Here is a 16,274-nt window from a genome sequence, read left to right on the forward strand (position 1 = left end):
CGGGCGCGGGGCGGGCGCGGAGCAGGCCCGGGCGGCCCCGCGGCGGACCGGGGGGCGTGCTACGTGAGCTTCTCGACCTCGTCCAGGCCGAGCTCGACCGGGGTCTCGCGGCCGAAGATGGACACCAGCGCCTTGATGCGGCCCGTGGCGGGGTCGATCTCGGAGATGGTGGCGGCCACGGAGGCGAACGGGCCGGACAGGATGGTGACGGACTCGCCGACCTCGTAGTCGATGGCGACCTTGTCGTCCTCGGCCTTGGGGGCGGCGGCGACGGACAGCTCGGCGGCGTCGCCGGCCTGGGCGCCCTCGGCGGCGTCGGCGGTGACGGTTTCCTTCGGCATGAGGAACTTGGCGACCTCGCGGATCTTCACCTGGGTCGGGTGCCCCTCGGAGCCGACGAAGGACGTCACGCCCGGCGTATCGCGGACGACGGACCACGACGGGTCGTCGAGGGACATGCGGACGAGCACGTAGCCGGGCAGCAGCTTGCGCTTGACGGTCTTGAGCTTGCCGTCCTTGCGCTCCTGCACCTCCTCGATGGGGACGATGACCTCGTGGATCTGCTCCTCGACGCCCAGGGTCTGGGCGCGCATCTCCAGGTTGGCCTTCACCTTGTTCTCGTAGCCCGAGTAGCACTGGATGATGTACCAGTCGCCCTTGCGGCGCTTGAGCTCGCGCTGGAACTCGCGCAGGCGCTGACGGTACTCGGCCTCCGGGTCGACTTCCTGCGCCTCGGCGGCGTCGTCGCCACCCTCGGCGCCTTCGGCGGCGTCGACGGCGCCGGCCGCCTCGAGGCCCTCCGCGGCGTCCTGGCCCGCGCCCTCGGCCGCGGCGGTGGCGGCGTCGCCGGAGTCGGCCTCGGCGGCCTCCTTCGCGGCGTCGATGATCGCGTCGCCGATGGGGCCGGTCTGGCCTTCGGCGTCGGAGAAGATGTTCTGACCGTCGTTCATTCGGTGCGACCCTTCCAGTCTGTGCGCAGCGAGTGCGCCGTGTCCGTGTGCGTCGCCGCGGGGCGGCTCGGCCGTTGCCGCGGCGGACAATGCAAAAGATAATCCCGCCTACCGCTTGGTGCGGTGGCGGGATGAAACATCGTTGTCGGCGAGTATACCTTACCCGCTGAAGATCGCCTGAATGCCCATGCCGGCGAGGGTGTCGACGCCCCACACCAGGGCGACCATGAACACCAGGAACAGCAGGACGACGATGGTGGAGACGACCATCTGCTTGCCGGTGGGCCAGATGACCTTGCGCATTTCCGCGATGACCTGCTTGACGAAGGTCACGGGGTTGCGGGTGCCCAGGCGCTCTTCGTCGTTGCGCTTGACCGGGCGGCTGTCCCTGGCCACGGTGGGGGTGGCACCTGAAACCTGGCGCTTGCCCGTGGGGCGCGCTGCTGCGGTGGTGCTCTTTTCCTCGGCCACGTCTCTCCTCGAGGGGGTTTCCGGCTTAAGGGGTATTTGCAGGGGCGACAGGACTTGAACCTGCAACCTGCGGTTTTGGAGACCGCTGCTCTGCCAATTGAGCTACGCCCCTTCGTCGCACGGAATCCGTGCAACGGTGTCCCACCCTAGCACGCGGGCTAGCCGGGGATGGTGAACGTGGTCACCAGTAGCGATGGGGGGGATCGAACCCCCGACCTCACGATTATGAGTCGTGCGCTCTCACCATCTGAGCTACATCGCCCCGCATTCTCACTCGCCCGACGCTGCCGTGGTGGCTACTGCCGAACAAAAGAATGGAGCCCCCTGACAGAATCGAACTGTCGACCTTTTCCTTACCATGGAAACGCTCTGCCGACTGAGCTAAGGGGGCATGGCAACTAGGTTCGCGCTTGCGGTCTTGTGGACCCTCGGGCGCTCCCTGCGAAGCCGAGAGAAAGATTAACCCGACCTCGACAGCATACACAAATCAGCAGGCCAGACCACGAATCGAGGCTGATTTTCGCGCATAGCGGCGGCACATTCAGGCCGCTTCCGCGTTCCCTTTCCCCGAGTCTCGTCGGCACCTTTCCGCGCGTCGCCTCCCGGCCCTTCTCGCGTGACGACGACGCACGTCCCCGACGTCGCAAAGCAGGGCCCGGGTGCGCAATGGCCCGGGTGCGCACGCGAAAGAACCGGGGCCCGGATCACTGTCGCGATCCGGGCCCCGGTTCCGTGTGGTGCCAGATGATGGATTCGAACCAACGAAGGCAATGCCGACGGATTTACAATCCGCTCCCTTTGGCCGCTCGGGCAATCTGGCGTGCACCTCATGGGTGCGAAAGGAATGCTACCCAGAACTTCCCCGGGGCACCAAATCCGCTGGCGGCGGCGACGTTCGTCATCGGCAAAACGGCCGCTGACGGGGCGCATCGGACGACGGTGGCCGCGATGGCCGCGACGGCAACTACGACGAAGCCGGCCCCCGGGACAGCGGGGGCCGGCTTTCACGTGTCCGCCGTCGCGAACCGGGTGCGGAAGAGCTACCCGACGCGGGCGATGGTGTAGTCGGCGACGTGGCGCAGGGCGTCCTTCGCCGGGATCTCGGGCAGATCGGCGATGACGGCCTCCGCCTCCTCCATGAGCTCGCGGACGAGCGCCAGCGCCTGCTCCGGTCCGGCGGAACGGCCGAGCAGGTCGAGGGCCTCCGCCACCAGGTCGTCGTCGGTGACGGGGCCGACGAGGATTTCGCGCAGCCGGTCGCCGACCGGGCCCTCCTCGCGCAGCGCGTAGAGCACCGGCAGGGTGAACACGCCCTCGCGCAGATCGGTGCCCGGGGTCTTGCCGGACTGCTCCGAATCGGAGGAGATGTCGATGATGTCGTCGACGATCTGGAAAACCAGGCCGACCAGGCCACCGTAGCGGGACAGGGCCTCGACGGTCTTCTCGTCCGCCCCCGCGTGCAGCGCGCCGAGATAACCGGAGGAAGCGATGAGCACGCCGGTCTTCTCCCGGATCACCTGCAGGTAGTGCTCCACCTGGTCGGCGCCTTCCGGGGCGCCGATGGATTCGCGCATCTGGCCGGTGACCAGATCCCCGAAGGTGCGGGCGAAGTGGGCGACGGTCTCCGCCCCCAGGCGCGCCAGCAGGCGGGAGGCGGTGGCGAAGAGGTAGTCGCCGGAGAGGATGGCCACCGAGTTGCCCCAGCGGGAGTTGGCGGACTCGACGCCGCGGCGCATGTCGGCCTCGTCCATGACGTCGTCGTGGTACAGGGTCGCCAGGTGGGTCATCTCGATGACCGTGGCGGCGGTGACCACGTCGTCGGCGTCGGGGCGGGGGCCGAACTGCGCGGAGAGCATGGCGAACATGGGGCGGAACCGCTTGCCGCCGGCGTCGGCCAGGTGACGCACGCGTTCGACCAGGAATTCCTCGCCCTTGCTGAGCTCGCCGATGAGCAGTTCCTCGCTGGCGCGCATGCCCTCGGTGACGACGCGCTCCAGCTCGGGGTCGCCGAGTTCGACGCTGGCGACGCGCTCGCCGCCGGTCCGCTGGATGCTCGGAGCGTCGGAAACGCTGGTTGCGCCGTTACGCATTCGGGTCCCGCCTTTGATTCGAATCGTCGTCGGTTCATCGGTTCGCGCGGGCGTCGACGGAAGCGACCGACCGCGGCACACGCCCGCGACGAGTGGCCGCGGCGAACCTGTGGATATGCCGAACATACCGTAATTCACCGGGGCTCATGCCCAATCATCAGGCCCCGCCCGACGGCGTCCCCCTCCCCTCCCGTGCCCGCGGCCCGTATAGCCTTGATGACCATGACCGCCCAGTCGCCGATTCCGCAGCACATCCCGTCCTCCGCCGATGTAGTGGTGGTCGGCGCCGGCCCGACGGGGGCCGCGGCGGCGGCGCATGCGGCGGACCGTGGGTTGGACGTGTTGTTGATCGACGCCCAGACCTTTCCGCGCGACAAGACCTGCGGAGATGGGCTCACGCCGCGGGCGATCGCGGAGCTGGAGCGCTTGGGGCTTGCCGACGAGGTGCTCTCCCGCGCCCGCAACCGCGGCCTGAAGCTCCACGGTTTCGGTGGTTCCATCACCGCCCCGTGGCCGGAGGGGGCGTTTCCCGCGGTCGGTTCGGCGGTGCCCCGGACGGTGTTCGATGCGATGGTCGTCGACCATGCGGTGTCTCGTGGCGCGACGTTGCTGGACGGGACTCCGGTCACGTCGGTGGAGCGGGGCCCGGGCCGCAGCGTGGCGGCCGTGTCGGTTCGGCTTGACGACGGCGCGCAGCAGCGCATCGCCACCCGCTGGCTTTTGGTCGCCGATGGCGTGCGCAGTCCGGTCGGCAAGCAGCTGGGTCGGACGTGGCACCGGGACTCGGTGTTCGGCGTCGCCGCCCGGTCCTATTGCACGACGACCCGCGAGGAGGAGTGGATCCACTCCCACCTGGAGCTTCGCGACGAAGACGGCACGGTGCAGCCGGGGTACGGCTGGATTTTCCCGCTCGGCGGCGGTCGGGTGAACCTGGGCTGCGGCGCGTTGGCGACGTCGTCGCGACCGGCGAAGGTCAACGTGAAGAAGCTTCTCCACCATTACGCCGGGCAGGTCCGCGATGCATGGGGCCTGGGGCAACCGGAGGCGGTGACGTCGGCCCTGCTGCCGATGGGCGGGGCGGTCAGCCACATCGCCGGCCCGAACTGGGCGTTGCTCGGCGATGCCGCGGCCCTGGTCAACCCGCTCAACGGCGAGGGCATCGACTACGGCATGGAGTCGGCGCGGCTCGTCGTGGGCCTGCTGCGCGACGTCGCCGGGGATCCGGCGGGGCTGACTCATTCGTGGCCGGCGATGCTGCGCGACCATTACGGCGAGGCATACTCCCTCGCCCGCCGTCTGGCCGCCGGCCTGACGGTGCCGTGGCTGCTGCCCGCCGGCGGCCCGCTGACGCTCGGCGCCCCCTGGGGCGATGCCGTCATGGGCGCCGCCGCCCGCCTGATGGGCAACCTGATCACGCCGGAGGACCGGGATCTCACCGCCCGCGTGTGGCGCGCGGCGGGCAAGGCGTCTTTCGCGGTGGACTCCCGGCGTCCCTGGAGCTGACGCTCGCCGAGATCGGCGGCATCGGCACCGGCGAACCGGGGGCGGGGCATCGCCCAGGGGGATCGACGCCGAACTCGACCCGGGGACGCGCCACCGAGCAGGTGGGCGTCGTCAAGCGAAAAGCTACGCCGGTTTGACCGCCGAATGCAGCGCGGCGATGCCGAAGGTCATGTTCCGCCAACCGCATTCAGCCCACCCGTTGCGGTTGATCTCGCGGGCGAGTTCCTCCTGCCCGGGCCAGGCGCGGATCGACTCGGCCAGGTAGACGTAGGCGTCCGGGTTGGATGACACCGCCTTCGCCACCGCCGGCAGGGCGCGCATCAGGTACTCCTTGTACAGCTGGCTGAACACCGGCACCGTCGGCGTGGAGAACTCGCACACCGTCAGGCGGCCGCCCGGGCGAGTCACGCGGGCCATTTCACGCAGGCCGGCGCGGAAGTCGTGGATGTTGCGCAGACCGAAGCTGATGGTCACCGCGTCGAAGGTCCCGTCGGGAAACGGCAGGTTCATGCCGTCGCCGCACACCTTCGGCACATCGCGGTGGGCGCCGGCCTTGAGCATGCCCCGCGAAAAATCGCAGGCGATGACCGTGGCACCCGACTTCGACAGCTCCACCGTGGACACGGCCGTGCCCGCGGCGAGGTCGAGAACCAGCTCGCCGGGGGCCAGATCGAGGCGGCGCCCGGTCTCGCGACGCCAATGCGCGTCGATGCCGGCGCTGAGCACCGTGTTGGTGATGTCGTAGTTCTCGCCGACGCCGTCGAACATCGTCGCGACGTCGCGGGGGTCCTTGCCCAGATCTGCCCTAGCCACCCCGCCAGGCTACGCGGCGTTGCGGCGGCGCAGCGAACCGGGGTGGGCGCCGCTCACCGCCACGTAGTGACCCATGAGCTGCTCGCACAGCGCAGACCACGTGCGCTCGCGGACGGTGTCGCGGCACACCCGCCGCATCCGCTCGGCGCCCTCCGGGTCGCCCGGAAAAATGAGCCCGTCCACGGCCGCCCCCAGGTCCCGGACGAACGTCCCCGGCTCGAGCAGGTCGCCGTTGACGCCGGGGGTGATCAGGTCGCGGGGGCCGCCGGCGTTCGGGGCGATGGCCGGCACACCCGAGGCGTGGGCCTCCTGGACCGCCTGGCAAAACGTCTCGAAATCGCCGGTGTGGACGAACAGGTCCAGGCTGGCGAACGCCTGCGGCAGATCCTCGCCGGTGAGCTGGCCGGTGAACACGGCGTCGGGCATGCGCTTCTGCAGATCCGGGCGTTCCGGGCCGTCGCCGACGATGACCACCTGCACGTCACCGCGCTTCGACAGCTCGGTGAGACGCTCGACGGACTTCTCCGCGGCCAGGCGGCCGACGTAGCCGACGATCGGCTTGCCCTCCGGGCTCCACATCCTGCGCAGCGCCTCGGACCGCTTCGCCGGGTGGAAGCGGACCGCGTCGACGCCGCGGCCCCACTTGTGCACGTTGCGGATGCGGTGGCGTTCCAGGTCGGCGATGGTCGGCGACGACGGCGCCAGCGTGCGGGCGCAGGCGTTGTGGATGACGCGGGTCCAGGCCCACGCCGCCGACGACAGCCCCGCCAGCTTGTAGTTCTTGGCGAAACCGGCGACATCGGTCTGGTAGACGGCGACGGCCGGAATGCGCAGCGTCTTCGCGGTGAAGGCACCCGCCGCACCGAGGACGAAGGGCGACGCCAAATGGACGACGTCGGGCTTGAACTTGGCCAGCAGCGACGCCACGCGCGCCTCGGGGACGCCGATGGGCAGGGAATCGACCATCGGCACCATGACGGTGGACACCCGCTCGATGCGGAAACCCCGGTACGTCTCCTGCTCCTCCTGGAAGGGCCTGGCCCCCGGGGCGATCACCAGCGCCTCATGGCCGTGATCGTCCAGGTGCTCCAGGACCCGGAGGACGGAATTGGTCACGCCGTTGATGTTCGGAAGAAAGCTTTCCGCGACAATCGCAACTCGCATGCGTTCCACCATCACATCCCCACCTCACCTCGCGGTGTCGGCCCGGTAACGGTTTCGGAATTTTCACGTAAACGGCGGGTGGCGCGGATGCTCAGCCACCACGGGGGCGCCGCCACGAGCAGACCGACTACGAAGATGCTCAGCGCCGGGATGATCGACAGCGTCCACCGCCGCCCCTCGACGCGCACCCGCTCGGGATCGGCGCGGTCGTACTCGACGCGCACCCGCTGCCCCTCCTCCAGACCGACCGGATACAGCAGGCCCGTCGGCGGGGACCGGAACTCGCCGGTTTCGTCGATGAAGTCGACCGCCGTGCGCAGCGCGCCGACGTGCCGCACCGCCGCGACGGCACGGCCGGTATCCGATTCGATGGCCCGGTCGTCCGACCACGCGCCGTAGACCATTCCCGCGCACACGACCGCCAGGCAGATGAGCAGGAACAGGATCAGCTGCCGGAGTCGCCGCGGCCATCCCGTGTACACGCCGGGAATCCCGCGCGCCGCCTCGCGCTCCCGCTTCACTCCTCCTGCATCCGGCCCCGTCATCTATCCCAGCGCCGCCTTCCGGGCCAGCTCGTCGTGAAGCTCCCTGCGGCCCGCCCGGGACGTGGCGACCTCGACGACCCGGATGCCGTCGACGTCGGTGTCGGGATGCAGCACGGCCAGCAGGTCCCGCAGGTCGGCGACCTCCTGATGCTCCACCCCGTAGGCATCACACAGGGCCGCGATGTCCACCGCCTGCGGCGTGCCGAAGATCCGCTCGAAGCTGCCGCGCAACGCCGGCGCACCCGCCTCGAGGGTTTCGAAGATGCCCCCGCCGGAATCGTTTGCCACGACGATGGTCAGCGACTCGGGGCGCGGCTCGCCCGGGCCGATGAGCAACGCGCCCGCGTCATGCAGGAACGTCAGGTCGCCCATCAGCGCGATGGTGCGCGGCGGGCGGATCTCGTCGGCATGGGCGCGATCCCGGGCCAGGGCGATGCCGATGGCGGTGGCCACGGTGCCGTCGATGCCCGCCGCTCCGCGCCCGGCATGGACGTCGACGCCCGGGAACGGCAGCCCGGACCACGACGCGTCGCGCACGGGGTTCGACGCGCCGAGCACCAGCTGCTCGCCGGTGCGGAGGCTGTCCGCGACCGCCGCCGCGACGTGCAGGCCGGTCAGCGGTTCATGGGCGGACACGACGTCGCGCACGGCCGCCGCCGCCAGCTCGGAGGCTGCCTCGCAGATCTCCAGCCATTCGTCGCCGCATTCGCCGACGACGTCGATGCCCGCCACGACCCGCCGCGCGTTGGCGCTGACGTCCGGGTAGTCGTCGCCGTCTGCCACGACGGTGACGTCGATGCGCGGGTCCGCCAGCAGTCGCGCGACGCCACGGTGCAGCGTCGGCCGCCCGAGCACCACGATCTGTTCGGGTCGGCAGTCGTCGCGCCCGAACGTCGCCGCCGCCAGCGGGTGCACCGGCGTCTCCGGGGCGGGCGCGTTGGGTTCGGCGATGGTCGGCACCTGCGCCAGCTCCGGCACGTCGGGCGCACCCGAACCCGCGATGACCAGCGTTTTCCGGGACACGTCAAGCTTTGCGACGGCCCGGTGTCCCGCCCGTCCGCCGTTGAGGTGGCACAGCTCGGTCCACGGACCATCGCCGCGGCCGGCGGGCAGATCCGGGAGGCGTTCCTCGTCGGGCACCAGCGGTTCGACCAGCCGGACGTTGAGGTGCACCGCACCGCCCCGCCCGGTGGCCAGCGCCGCCGCCACGATGCGGTCGATCCGCGCCCGCAGCGCCGCCGCGCCCGAGTCCGACACCGGCGTGGTGCCGTCGACGTCGACCTCGCAGACGCTGGCGTCGGCGAACAGCCGGTCCTGGACGATGGTCTGATTCGCGCCGGTGCCCCGGTACGACGCCGGACGGTCGGCGGTCAGCGCCATCAGCGGCACTCCCGAATACGTCGCCTCCACCATCGCGGGCAGCAGGTTCGCCACTGCGGTGCCCGAGGTCACCACCACCGGCGTCACCGTCCCCGTCGCCGCGGCCAAGCCCAGCGCCAGGAATCCCGCCGACCGTTCGTCGGGGCGGACGTGCAGGCGCAGGCGCCCGGCGCGCTCGGCGGACAGCAGGGCGCGGGCCAGCGGCGCCGAACGCGAACCGGGGCACACCACGGCCTCCCGGGTGCCGCAACGGATCAGCTCGTCGACGATGAGCCCCGCCATCACCTCGGAGGGAGCCGCCGGGGAGTTCGCCGCCGCATTGCCGTCATTGCCATTGCCGTCCATCACGGTGACCAGGTTAGTGGAGCGCCGCGAGGGGCGGCGACGGCGTCAGCGCAGCACGTCCAGCGCGGATTCGAGGCGACGGAACCACCAGTCGCGGCGTGCTCCCGACGCGGCGCACTCGTCGAGCACGGCGGCGTCGGGGATGACCGGCCCCACGGCGATGCGACCGTCGACGATGTCCCGACGCGCCACGTCGACTTCGAACAGCGAACCGGTGGCCAGCCCCGCGGGATTCGGGTGGACGGGCGTTCCGTCGGCGTCGCAAAGCACCGGCAACGCCGCAGCCGCCCGCAACCCCGCGCCCATGCCGACGGCGGTCTCCAGCGCCGACGACACCGTGACCGGCACGCCCAGCCGCCCGATCTCCTCGGCGACGCGGACGACCTGCCCGACGCCCCCGAGCGGCGCGGCCTTGACCACGGCGACGTCGCAGGCCCCGGCGCGCACCACGGCCAGGGGGTCGTCGGCCTTGCGGATCAGCTCATCGGCGGCGATCCGGGCGACGATCCCGCGCCGGCTCAGCGCCCGGCGGACCTCGGCGAGCTCGCCGACCGTGCGGCAGGGCTGCTCGACGTAATCCAACGGCCCGCCGCGGGTCAGGGCGGCGATGGCGTCGACGGCCTCCGCCGGCGTCCACCCGCCGTTGGCGTCGACGCGGACTTTCGGGGCGACGTGCCGAGAGGAAAACCACGCGCGCACCGCATCGACGCGCGCGACGTCGTCGGCCACCGTCTGCCCCGCCTCCGCGACCTTGACCTTCACCGTCGCACACCCCGGGTAGCGTTCCAGCAGCCGAGCGACCGCCTCCCCATCGGCCGACACGTCGACCGCCGGGATGGTGGCGTTGACCTCCACCGATTCGACCACCGGCGTCGGCGGCGCACCCCACCCCAACTCGACCGCGCACCGCAACCACCGCGACGCCTCCTCCGGGCCGTACTCCGGAAACGGCGACCACTCCGCCCAGCCGCCCGGGGCGTCGAAAAGCATCGCCTCGCGCACGTCGACGCCGCGGAACCTGGTCCGCAGCGGCAACGCCACCACGCGGGCACGGTCGAGCATGTCGGCCAACGCGGGCACGGCGGGCGCGGCGGGTGCCGCGGGCGAGTCGGACGGTGCGGGCGAGTCGGAACGTTCTGCGGGGTCGGGCCGGGACATGGCCCCATCGTGCCACGCCGAACCGATAACCTTGGGCCATGACCGACCAGAACGCTTCCGCCAATCCCTTCCGCCCCGACGAGTGGAAGACGGTGCCCGGATTCGAGGACCTCACCGACATCACGTACCACCGCCACGCCGGCGAGGGCCGCGTCAACGGCATCGTCCGCATCGCCTTCGACCGCCCGGAGGTGCGCAACGCCTTCCGCCCGCACACCGTCGACGAGCTGTACCGGGCGCTGGACCACGCGCGCCGCACCCCGGACGTGGGCGTGGTGCTGCTGACCGGCAACGGGCCGTCGCCGAAGGACGGCGGGTGGGCGTTTTGCTCCGGCGGCGACCAGCGCATCCGCGGCCGCTCCGGCTACCAGTACGCCACGGCGCACGATTCGGACGTCGTCGGCGCCACCGCCGATTCCGTCGACGAGGCCCGCGTGAAGGCCGAGGGCGGCCGCCTGCACATCCTGGAGGTGCAACGGCTGATCCGCACCATGCCGAAGGTGGTCATCGCCGTGGTCAACGGCTGGGCGGCCGGCGGCGGCCACTCGCTGCACGTGGTCGCCGACCTGACGTTGGCGTCGCGCGAGCACGCCCGCTTCAAGCAGACCGACGCCGACGTGGGGTCCTTCGACGCCGGCTACGGCTCGGCGTACCTGGCCAAGCAGGTGGGCCAGAAGTTCGCGCGGGAGATCTTCTTCCTGGGCCGCCCCTACGACGCGGACACGATGCAGCGGATGGGCGCGGTCAACGAGGTCGTCGACCACGCCGACCTGGAGGACGTCGCGGTGGAGTGGGGCCGGGCGATCAACGGCAAGTCGCCGACGGCGCAGCGCATGCTGAAGTTCGCGTTCAACCTCACCGACGACGGCCTGATGGGCCAGCAGGTGTTCGCCGGCGAGGCGACACGACTGGCGTACATGACAGACGAGGCCGTCGAGGGCAAGAACGCGTTCCTGGAAAAGCGCGACCCGAATTGGGACGACTTCCCCTTCTACTACTGACGGCGCCCTGCTGACGGGTGCTGGGCCGTTGCCGAGTGACGACGGCCCGCCGCCCGGTGCGCGCCCCGCAAACGCGTAAACCCGCCGCGGGCCACATGACGTGGCCTGCGGCGGGTTTTCCGTTCCGCCCGGGAAGGCTGTGACTTACAGGCAGTCGATGCCGACGATGTCGATGAGCTCGCCCCAGCCGGGCACGATCGGCAGCTGCGGGATCAGCTGGCCGATGCCGCCGGGGGCAACCTCGGGCAGTTCGCCGGGCTCGGCGTCCGGGTTGGTCGCGACGGTCGCGTCGACCCAACCCTGCAGGCCCTCCAGCTTGGCGTGCATGTAGGTCGCGGAGATTTCGACCGGGTTGAACAGGGATCCGACGCCCACCGACAGGACGCCGGCGACCTTGCCGTCGACGAACAGCGGTCCGCCGGAGTCGCCCTGCTGCAGCTGGGCGGGGCGGTTCGAGGTGGTCAGGTAGGCCTGGCTCGGCTCGTACAGCGGGTGCACGTCCTTGCCCTCGATGTTGATGGCGGTGCCCGGCAGGGTGCCGGTGGCGCCGGTGCCCAGGGTGGACCAGCCGTAGGCGGTGCCGGTCTGGCCGACGACGTCGCCGTAGTTGATCTCGGCGGGGGTGACGTCCATCGGCTCGGTGACGTGGATCAGCGCGACATCGCCGTTGACGTTGTCGGCGTCGTAGGCGTCGGCGATGGCGTTGACCTGGTGGGAGCGCACGGACTCGGAGCCCAGGGGGCCCTCGCCGGTGGTGATCATGCCGGAGATGCGGCCCTGATCATCGGTGGCCAGGTCCTCGGTGCAGTGCCGGGCGGTGATCACCCACTGCTCGGAAACGGCGGTGCCGGTGCACTCGGCGACGCCGCCCTCGGTGAGCATGTGCACGCGGACGACCGCGCCACGCTCGTTCTCCGGGCCCTCGTTCGTGCCGAAGATGAGGGCGTTGGCCGGAGCGGCGGCGGCGCCGACGAGGGCGGCGGCCGCGATGACGGACGTGGTGACGCGACGGAGCATGCGTGTTTCCTTCGGTTGTTCGTGGTTGTCGCGGCCGGTCGGGCCGCATGGGGGACTTTCGCCGACGTGCCGTCCGCACCGGTGCCGCATGGGCACGGGTGCCGACGCCAGGTACGGAATCATCCAAACTGCAACGAGCATAAGGGTCCCGCACCGATTCCGAAAGCGGAAACCCCATTCATCCCGGGCGCACGCTCGGCCCGCACCCGGCGGGCGACCGCCGCGGGGGTGGGGCGGACACCTACCCTGACAATCGTGCACACCAAGGAAGTTGTTACGCGCCGACTCGAATCGTTGCCCATGTGGCCGGGTCGGCGCGCCCTCGACGCCGTCCCCGCCCTGGCCGATGCCTTGGCCGGGAGGCGCTCCCTGCTGCCGGTTCCCGCCGATGATCCGGCCCGGGCGGATCTGCTAGCCCGGTCCCAGGCCGCGGGCGAACCCATCTCCGCCGACGTGGCGATCGTCGCCTGCACGTCCGGCTCGACGGGCACCCCCAAGGGGGCGATGCTCACCATGGCGAACCTGTGCGCGTCGATCGATGCGACCCACGCCCGTCTGGGTGGGCCGGGTCAGTGGTTGTTGGCCACTCCCCCGGCCCACATCGCGGGGCTGCAGGTTCTGTTGCGCACGATCAGGGCCGGCGAGGTTCCGGCGGCCATGGAGCTTGACGACGGCTTCCGCCCCGGCGCAATGGCCGACGCCATCGGGGCGATGACCGGGCGTCGCCGTTATACGTCGGTGGTTCCGCTGCAGTTGCGGAGGATCCTCGACGACCCCGCCGCCACCGAGGCGCTGGCGACGCTGGATGGGGTGCTGGTCGGAGGCCAGGCCACGGCGCCGGAGCTGCTGGCCCGGGCCCGTGCCGCCGGGATCATCGCGGTGACCAGCTACGGCTCGTCCGAAACCTCCGGCGGCATCGCATACGACGGCGTGCCCCTCGACGGCGCGGAAGTGTCCGTCGAAGAAGACTCCGGCCGCATCGTCATCACCGGCCCGATGGTCTCCCGCGGGTACCGCAACGTCGATTCCCCGGACCTGCGGCCCGCCCCCGCCCCGCGCACCCCGCAGCGCCCCGACGACGTCCACGGCGTTTTCCGCACCTCCGACGCCGGCCGCATCACCTCCTCCCCCGACGCCGGTTCCCCCGACACGGTTTCCCCCGACACCGACTCCCGCGACATCGGTTCCCCCGACACGGTTTCCCCCGATGGGTCCGGCCCGGCCGGGGCGACCCGGCTCACGGTGCTCGGCCGCATCGACGACGTCATCGTCTCCGGCGGCCTCAAATTCCTGCCCGGCCCCATCGAAGACGCGCTGACCGCACTCGACGGCATCGCCGACGCGGCCGTCGTCGGCGTACCCCACCCCGAACTCGGCAACGCCGTCGTCGCCGCCGTGACGCTCGCCGGGGACATCCTCTCCCAACCCCCCGCCACCGACCACGCCATCTCCGAACACCTCCGCACCCGCCTGGCCCCTGCCCTGGACAAACACCAAGTGCCCAGAGCCGTCTTCGTCGTCAAGCAACTGCCCACCCTGCCCAGCGGAAAGCTCGACCGCACGAACCTGGCCGAACAGCTCTCCACCCGATGGGAGATGATGTCCCAATGACCGCGCGCACCACCCCCGCCCCCGCCGACCGGCCCGCCACCTTCTCCGACTGGCTCGAAGGCGCCCGCCCCCACACCTGGGCCAACGCCTTCGCCCCCGTCGTCGCCGGCGTCGGCGCAGCCGCACACCACTCCGACATCCTGTGGGGCCGCGCGGCCCTCGCACTCATCGTCGCCTGGGCGCTGATCGTCGGCGTCAACTACGCCAACGACTACTCCGACGGCATCCGCGGCACCGACGACGACCGCTCCGGCCCGCAACGACTCACCGGATCCGGACTCGTCCCCCCGAAAACCGTGAAAACCGCCGCCTTCGCCGCATTCGGCGTCGCCGGCATCGCCGGCCTGGCCCTCGCCCTGCTCAGCGCCTGGTGGCTCGTCCTCGTCGGCGTCGCCTGCATCGCCGGAGCCTGGTTCTACACCGGCGGCGACACCCCCTACGGGTACCGCGGCCTCGGCGAAGTCGCCGTATTCGTGTTCTTCGGACTCGTCGCCGTGCTCGGCACCGAATTCACCCAGTCCGGACGGATCAGCTGGCCCGGCGTCACCGCCGCCATCGCCGTCGGCGCGATCTCCGCATCCGTGAACCTGGCCAACAACCTCCGCGACATCCCCTCCGACACCGAAGCCGGCAAAGTCACCCTCGCCGTGCGCCTCGGCGACGCCAACACCCGCAAGGCATGGGTCGCCCTCGCCGCCATGCCGCTGATCGCGACCGTCGCCCTGGCATTCGCCACCCCCTGGGCGCTCGTCGGGCTCGTCGCGGCACCCCTGATCTACGTCGCATCGCGCCCGGTCACCGGAAACGCGAAGGGCCCGGACCTCATCCCCGTACTGGGGATGGCGGGCCGGGCCATGCTGCTGTGGGCCGTGGTCACGGCCCTGGCGCTCGCGCTGGGATAGGCGGGAACGGGGCGGGGGTTGCCGTAGCCGGAGGCCGGGGCCACCGTCGGCATGTGCTCCGTCTACTGCGCCTACTCCGCCTCGCGCTCGGCGAGTTGCTCGCGCACGTACTTCTTGTGCGCGCGGCGGTTGGCGTCCCACACCGCCACGCCTTCGTTGGCTCGCAGGCGCAGCGTCGGGAAGAGGAACACCGACGCCGGCATGGCCACGATCAACGCCAGGACGGCGAGGATGGCCAGCGGGATCTGAATCTCGAACAGCACGATGACGCCGACCAGCACGGCGAACACGACGAGGAACAGCACCAACCGGGCGAGGCCGTACCAGAACACGTCCTTGAACGCCCGGTTGCGCTGCGCGCGGTGCGCCTTCTCGTCGGGAGCCTGCCCACGTCCGGCCGCCGGGGCGTCGGCGGCACCGGCGGCACCGGCGGCACCAGGGGCACCAGCGGCGCCGGGGGTCTGCTTCGCATTGTCACTCACACATGACACTCTACGTATCCTGGGTTTACGTAGGAGGTGCCAGGTGGGCCGTTTGTTGATTCTGATCCTGATCGTCGTCGTGATCGTGCTGGTGTGGCGCGCTTTCGGGCCCGGTACGTGGGGCAAGGGCGTGGGCCGCAGCGGCATGGCCGGGCCGGGTTCGCTCGGCGGTGATCGCCGCGGCGGAATCGGTTGGGGCCCGCGCTCGGAGGCGGGGCAGCCGCGCATCAAGGGCCCCGACGACGACGAGGATTTCCTTTGGCGCCTGGAAAAGCAGCGTTTCGACGAACAGCGCGCCCGCGAGCGGGCCGAAGAGGCCGAACGTGAGCAGCGGCGTCTGGCGGAGGAACGTCGTCGCCGGGCCTCGGGCAACGCCGGACGAGGCAGCGACACCGGCAGTGACGACGGTTCCGGCGCCAACGGCCCTCGCGCAGACGGAAACGACACCACCGACGACGGCACCACCTCTGACGAAGCGGACTCCTGACGACCAAGGCCTTCACTCCTGACCTTCAACTCCGGGCGATTGATCCGGTTGTAAGGTCCCCGAGTCTTTGCCGACACTCCGCTGGCCCATCACGGTCCTTCGACTCTGGGCGCATGGTCCGGTTTTGCGCCAAACCGGTCCCTGACCTTCCACTCCACGCGAATGGTCCGGTTTTCGAAGGCGTCGACTCTCTGCCGCCTCCTCCGTCGGTCCTCAGCCGGCCCCTTACGCGGTAAAACCACACGAATCGCCCAAAACGACTCACCGCCTTCTCGCCCGACCTGGGGTTTTACCGACATCACATGAGTCGTTTTGGGCGACGCCCCGAAATTTGAGGCACCCGGGACTGATGGGG

At 70.7% G+C, this 16,274-nt stretch carries 15 protein-coding genes and 4 tRNA genes; 5 read left to right on the plus strand and 14 right to left on the minus strand.

Translation table 11 applies throughout. From position 1 onward, the window contains the following. Positions 1–59: 59 nt before the first annotated feature. The 7 genes from nusG to HMPREF3121_RS05675 form a co-directional block, all read right to left on the minus strand. Complete coding sequence (nusG, locus tag HMPREF3121_RS05645) at positions 60–950, minus strand: transcription termination/antitermination protein NusG (RefSeq protein WP_070520818.1); 891 nt, start codon at positions 948–950, stop codon at positions 60–62. A gap of 159 nt (positions 951–1,109) precedes the next feature. Beyond that, positions 1,110–1,421: a preprotein translocase subunit SecE gene (gene secE / locus HMPREF3121_RS05650; protein ID WP_070520821.1), complete on the minus strand. Its 312-nt coding sequence runs from the start codon at positions 1,419–1,421 to the stop codon at positions 1,110–1,112. Between the two features lie 39 nt (positions 1,422–1,460). Beyond that, positions 1,461–1,533, minus strand: a tRNA-Trp gene (locus HMPREF3121_RS05655). A 76-nt stretch (positions 1,534–1,609) separates the two neighbouring features. Then, positions 1,610–1,683, minus strand: a tRNA-Met gene (locus HMPREF3121_RS05660). 53 nt (positions 1,684–1,736) lie between these two features. Continuing rightward, a tRNA-Thr gene (locus tag HMPREF3121_RS05665) sits at positions 1,737–1,812 on the minus strand. Between the two features lie 344 nt (positions 1,813–2,156). Beyond that, positions 2,157–2,241: transfer RNA gene (locus tag HMPREF3121_RS05670), tRNA-Tyr, on the minus strand. Positions 2,242–2,461: 220 nt separating this feature from the next. Then, positions 2,462–3,511 (minus strand): polyprenyl synthetase family protein, encoded by a 1,050-nt coding sequence (locus tag HMPREF3121_RS05675; RefSeq protein ID WP_070520824.1) that lies wholly within the window; start codon positions 3,509–3,511, stop codon positions 2,462–2,464. Between the two features lie 222 nt (positions 3,512–3,733). On the opposite strand from HMPREF3121_RS05675, the gene HMPREF3121_RS05680 reads away from it, so the two are divergent. After that, positions 3,734–5,014, plus strand: a complete 1,281-nt coding sequence (locus HMPREF3121_RS05680; RefSeq protein ID WP_070520993.1) for a geranylgeranyl reductase family protein — start codon at positions 3,734–3,736, stop codon at positions 5,012–5,014. A 123-nt stretch (positions 5,015–5,137) separates the two neighbouring features. Here the strand turns inward: HMPREF3121_RS05680 and HMPREF3121_RS05685 are convergent, their stop codons facing one another. From HMPREF3121_RS05685 to HMPREF3121_RS05705, 5 genes are all read right to left on the minus strand, one after another. Then, a complete protein-coding gene (locus HMPREF3121_RS05685; protein WP_070520827.1) occupies positions 5,138–5,827 on the minus strand; it encodes a demethylmenaquinone methyltransferase in 690 nt (229 codons plus the stop codon). Positions 5,828–5,836: 9 nt separating this feature from the next. Then, positions 5,837–6,991 (minus strand): glycosyltransferase family 4 protein, encoded by a 1,155-nt coding sequence (locus tag HMPREF3121_RS05690; RefSeq protein ID WP_070520996.1) that lies wholly within the window; start codon positions 6,989–6,991, stop codon positions 5,837–5,839. An 11-nt stretch (positions 6,992–7,002) separates the two neighbouring features. Continuing rightward, a complete protein-coding gene (locus tag HMPREF3121_RS05695; RefSeq protein WP_239252658.1) occupies positions 7,003–7,536 on the minus strand; it encodes a DUF3592 domain-containing protein in 534 nt (177 codons plus the stop codon). Next, the gene (gene menD, locus HMPREF3121_RS05700; protein ID WP_070521002.1) at positions 7,537–9,198 is read right to left on the minus strand and encodes a 2-succinyl-5-enolpyruvyl-6-hydroxy-3-cyclohexene-1-carboxylic-acid synthase; all 1,662 of its coding nucleotides are present in this window, start codon (positions 9,196–9,198) and stop codon (positions 7,537–7,539) included. It lies immediately after the preceding gene. 108 nt (positions 9,199–9,306) lie between these two features. Continuing rightward, positions 9,307–10,323 (minus strand): o-succinylbenzoate synthase, encoded by a 1,017-nt coding sequence (locus tag HMPREF3121_RS05705; RefSeq protein ID WP_070521003.1) that lies wholly within the window; start codon positions 10,321–10,323, stop codon positions 9,307–9,309. Positions 10,324–10,457: 134 nt separating this feature from the next. Here HMPREF3121_RS05705 and HMPREF3121_RS05710 point away from each other — a divergent pair, with 134 nt between their 5' ends. Next, positions 10,458–11,420, plus strand: a complete 963-nt coding sequence (locus HMPREF3121_RS05710; RefSeq protein ID WP_070520830.1) for a 1,4-dihydroxy-2-naphthoyl-CoA synthase — start codon at positions 10,458–10,460, stop codon at positions 11,418–11,420. Between the two features lie 144 nt (positions 11,421–11,564). Here the strand turns inward: HMPREF3121_RS05710 and HMPREF3121_RS05715 are convergent, their stop codons facing one another. Continuing rightward, entirely contained in the window at positions 11,565–12,437 is an 873-nt protein-coding gene (locus tag HMPREF3121_RS05715) for a S1 family peptidase (protein WP_070520832.1), read from the minus strand. Between the two features lie 255 nt (positions 12,438–12,692). Here HMPREF3121_RS05715 and HMPREF3121_RS05720 point away from each other — a divergent pair, with 255 nt between their 5' ends. Both HMPREF3121_RS05720 and HMPREF3121_RS05725 read left to right on the plus strand, forming a co-directional pair. After that, positions 12,693–14,048 (plus strand): AMP-binding protein, encoded by a 1,356-nt coding sequence (locus tag HMPREF3121_RS05720; RefSeq protein WP_246816084.1) that lies wholly within the window; start codon positions 12,693–12,695, stop codon positions 14,046–14,048. Continuing rightward, positions 14,045–14,950 (plus strand): 1,4-dihydroxy-2-naphthoate polyprenyltransferase, encoded by a 906-nt coding sequence (locus HMPREF3121_RS05725; protein ID WP_070520838.1) that lies wholly within the window; start codon positions 14,045–14,047, stop codon positions 14,948–14,950. Before HMPREF3121_RS05720 ends, HMPREF3121_RS05725 begins: the two co-directional genes overlap by 4 nt. 71 nt (positions 14,951–15,021) lie before the next feature. Here HMPREF3121_RS05725 and HMPREF3121_RS12705 read toward each other — a convergent pair whose 3' ends face one another. Further along, complete coding sequence (locus tag HMPREF3121_RS12705) at positions 15,022–15,432, minus strand: DUF4229 domain-containing protein (RefSeq protein WP_070520841.1); 411 nt, start codon at positions 15,430–15,432, stop codon at positions 15,022–15,024. A gap of 43 nt (positions 15,433–15,475) precedes the next feature. Between HMPREF3121_RS12705 and HMPREF3121_RS05735 the strand changes: the two genes are divergently transcribed. Then, positions 15,476–15,919, plus strand: coding sequence for a hypothetical protein (locus tag HMPREF3121_RS05735; protein ID WP_070520843.1), 444 nt, complete (start codon positions 15,476–15,478; stop codon positions 15,917–15,919). Positions 15,920–16,274: the final 355 nt, after the last annotated feature.

Origin of the sequence: Corynebacterium sp. HMSC11E11 (genome assembly GCF_001807025.1) — a bacterium.
In the GTDB taxonomy this organism is placed as follows: domain Bacteria; phylum Actinomycetota; class Actinomycetes; order Mycobacteriales; family Mycobacteriaceae; genus Corynebacterium; species Corynebacterium freneyi.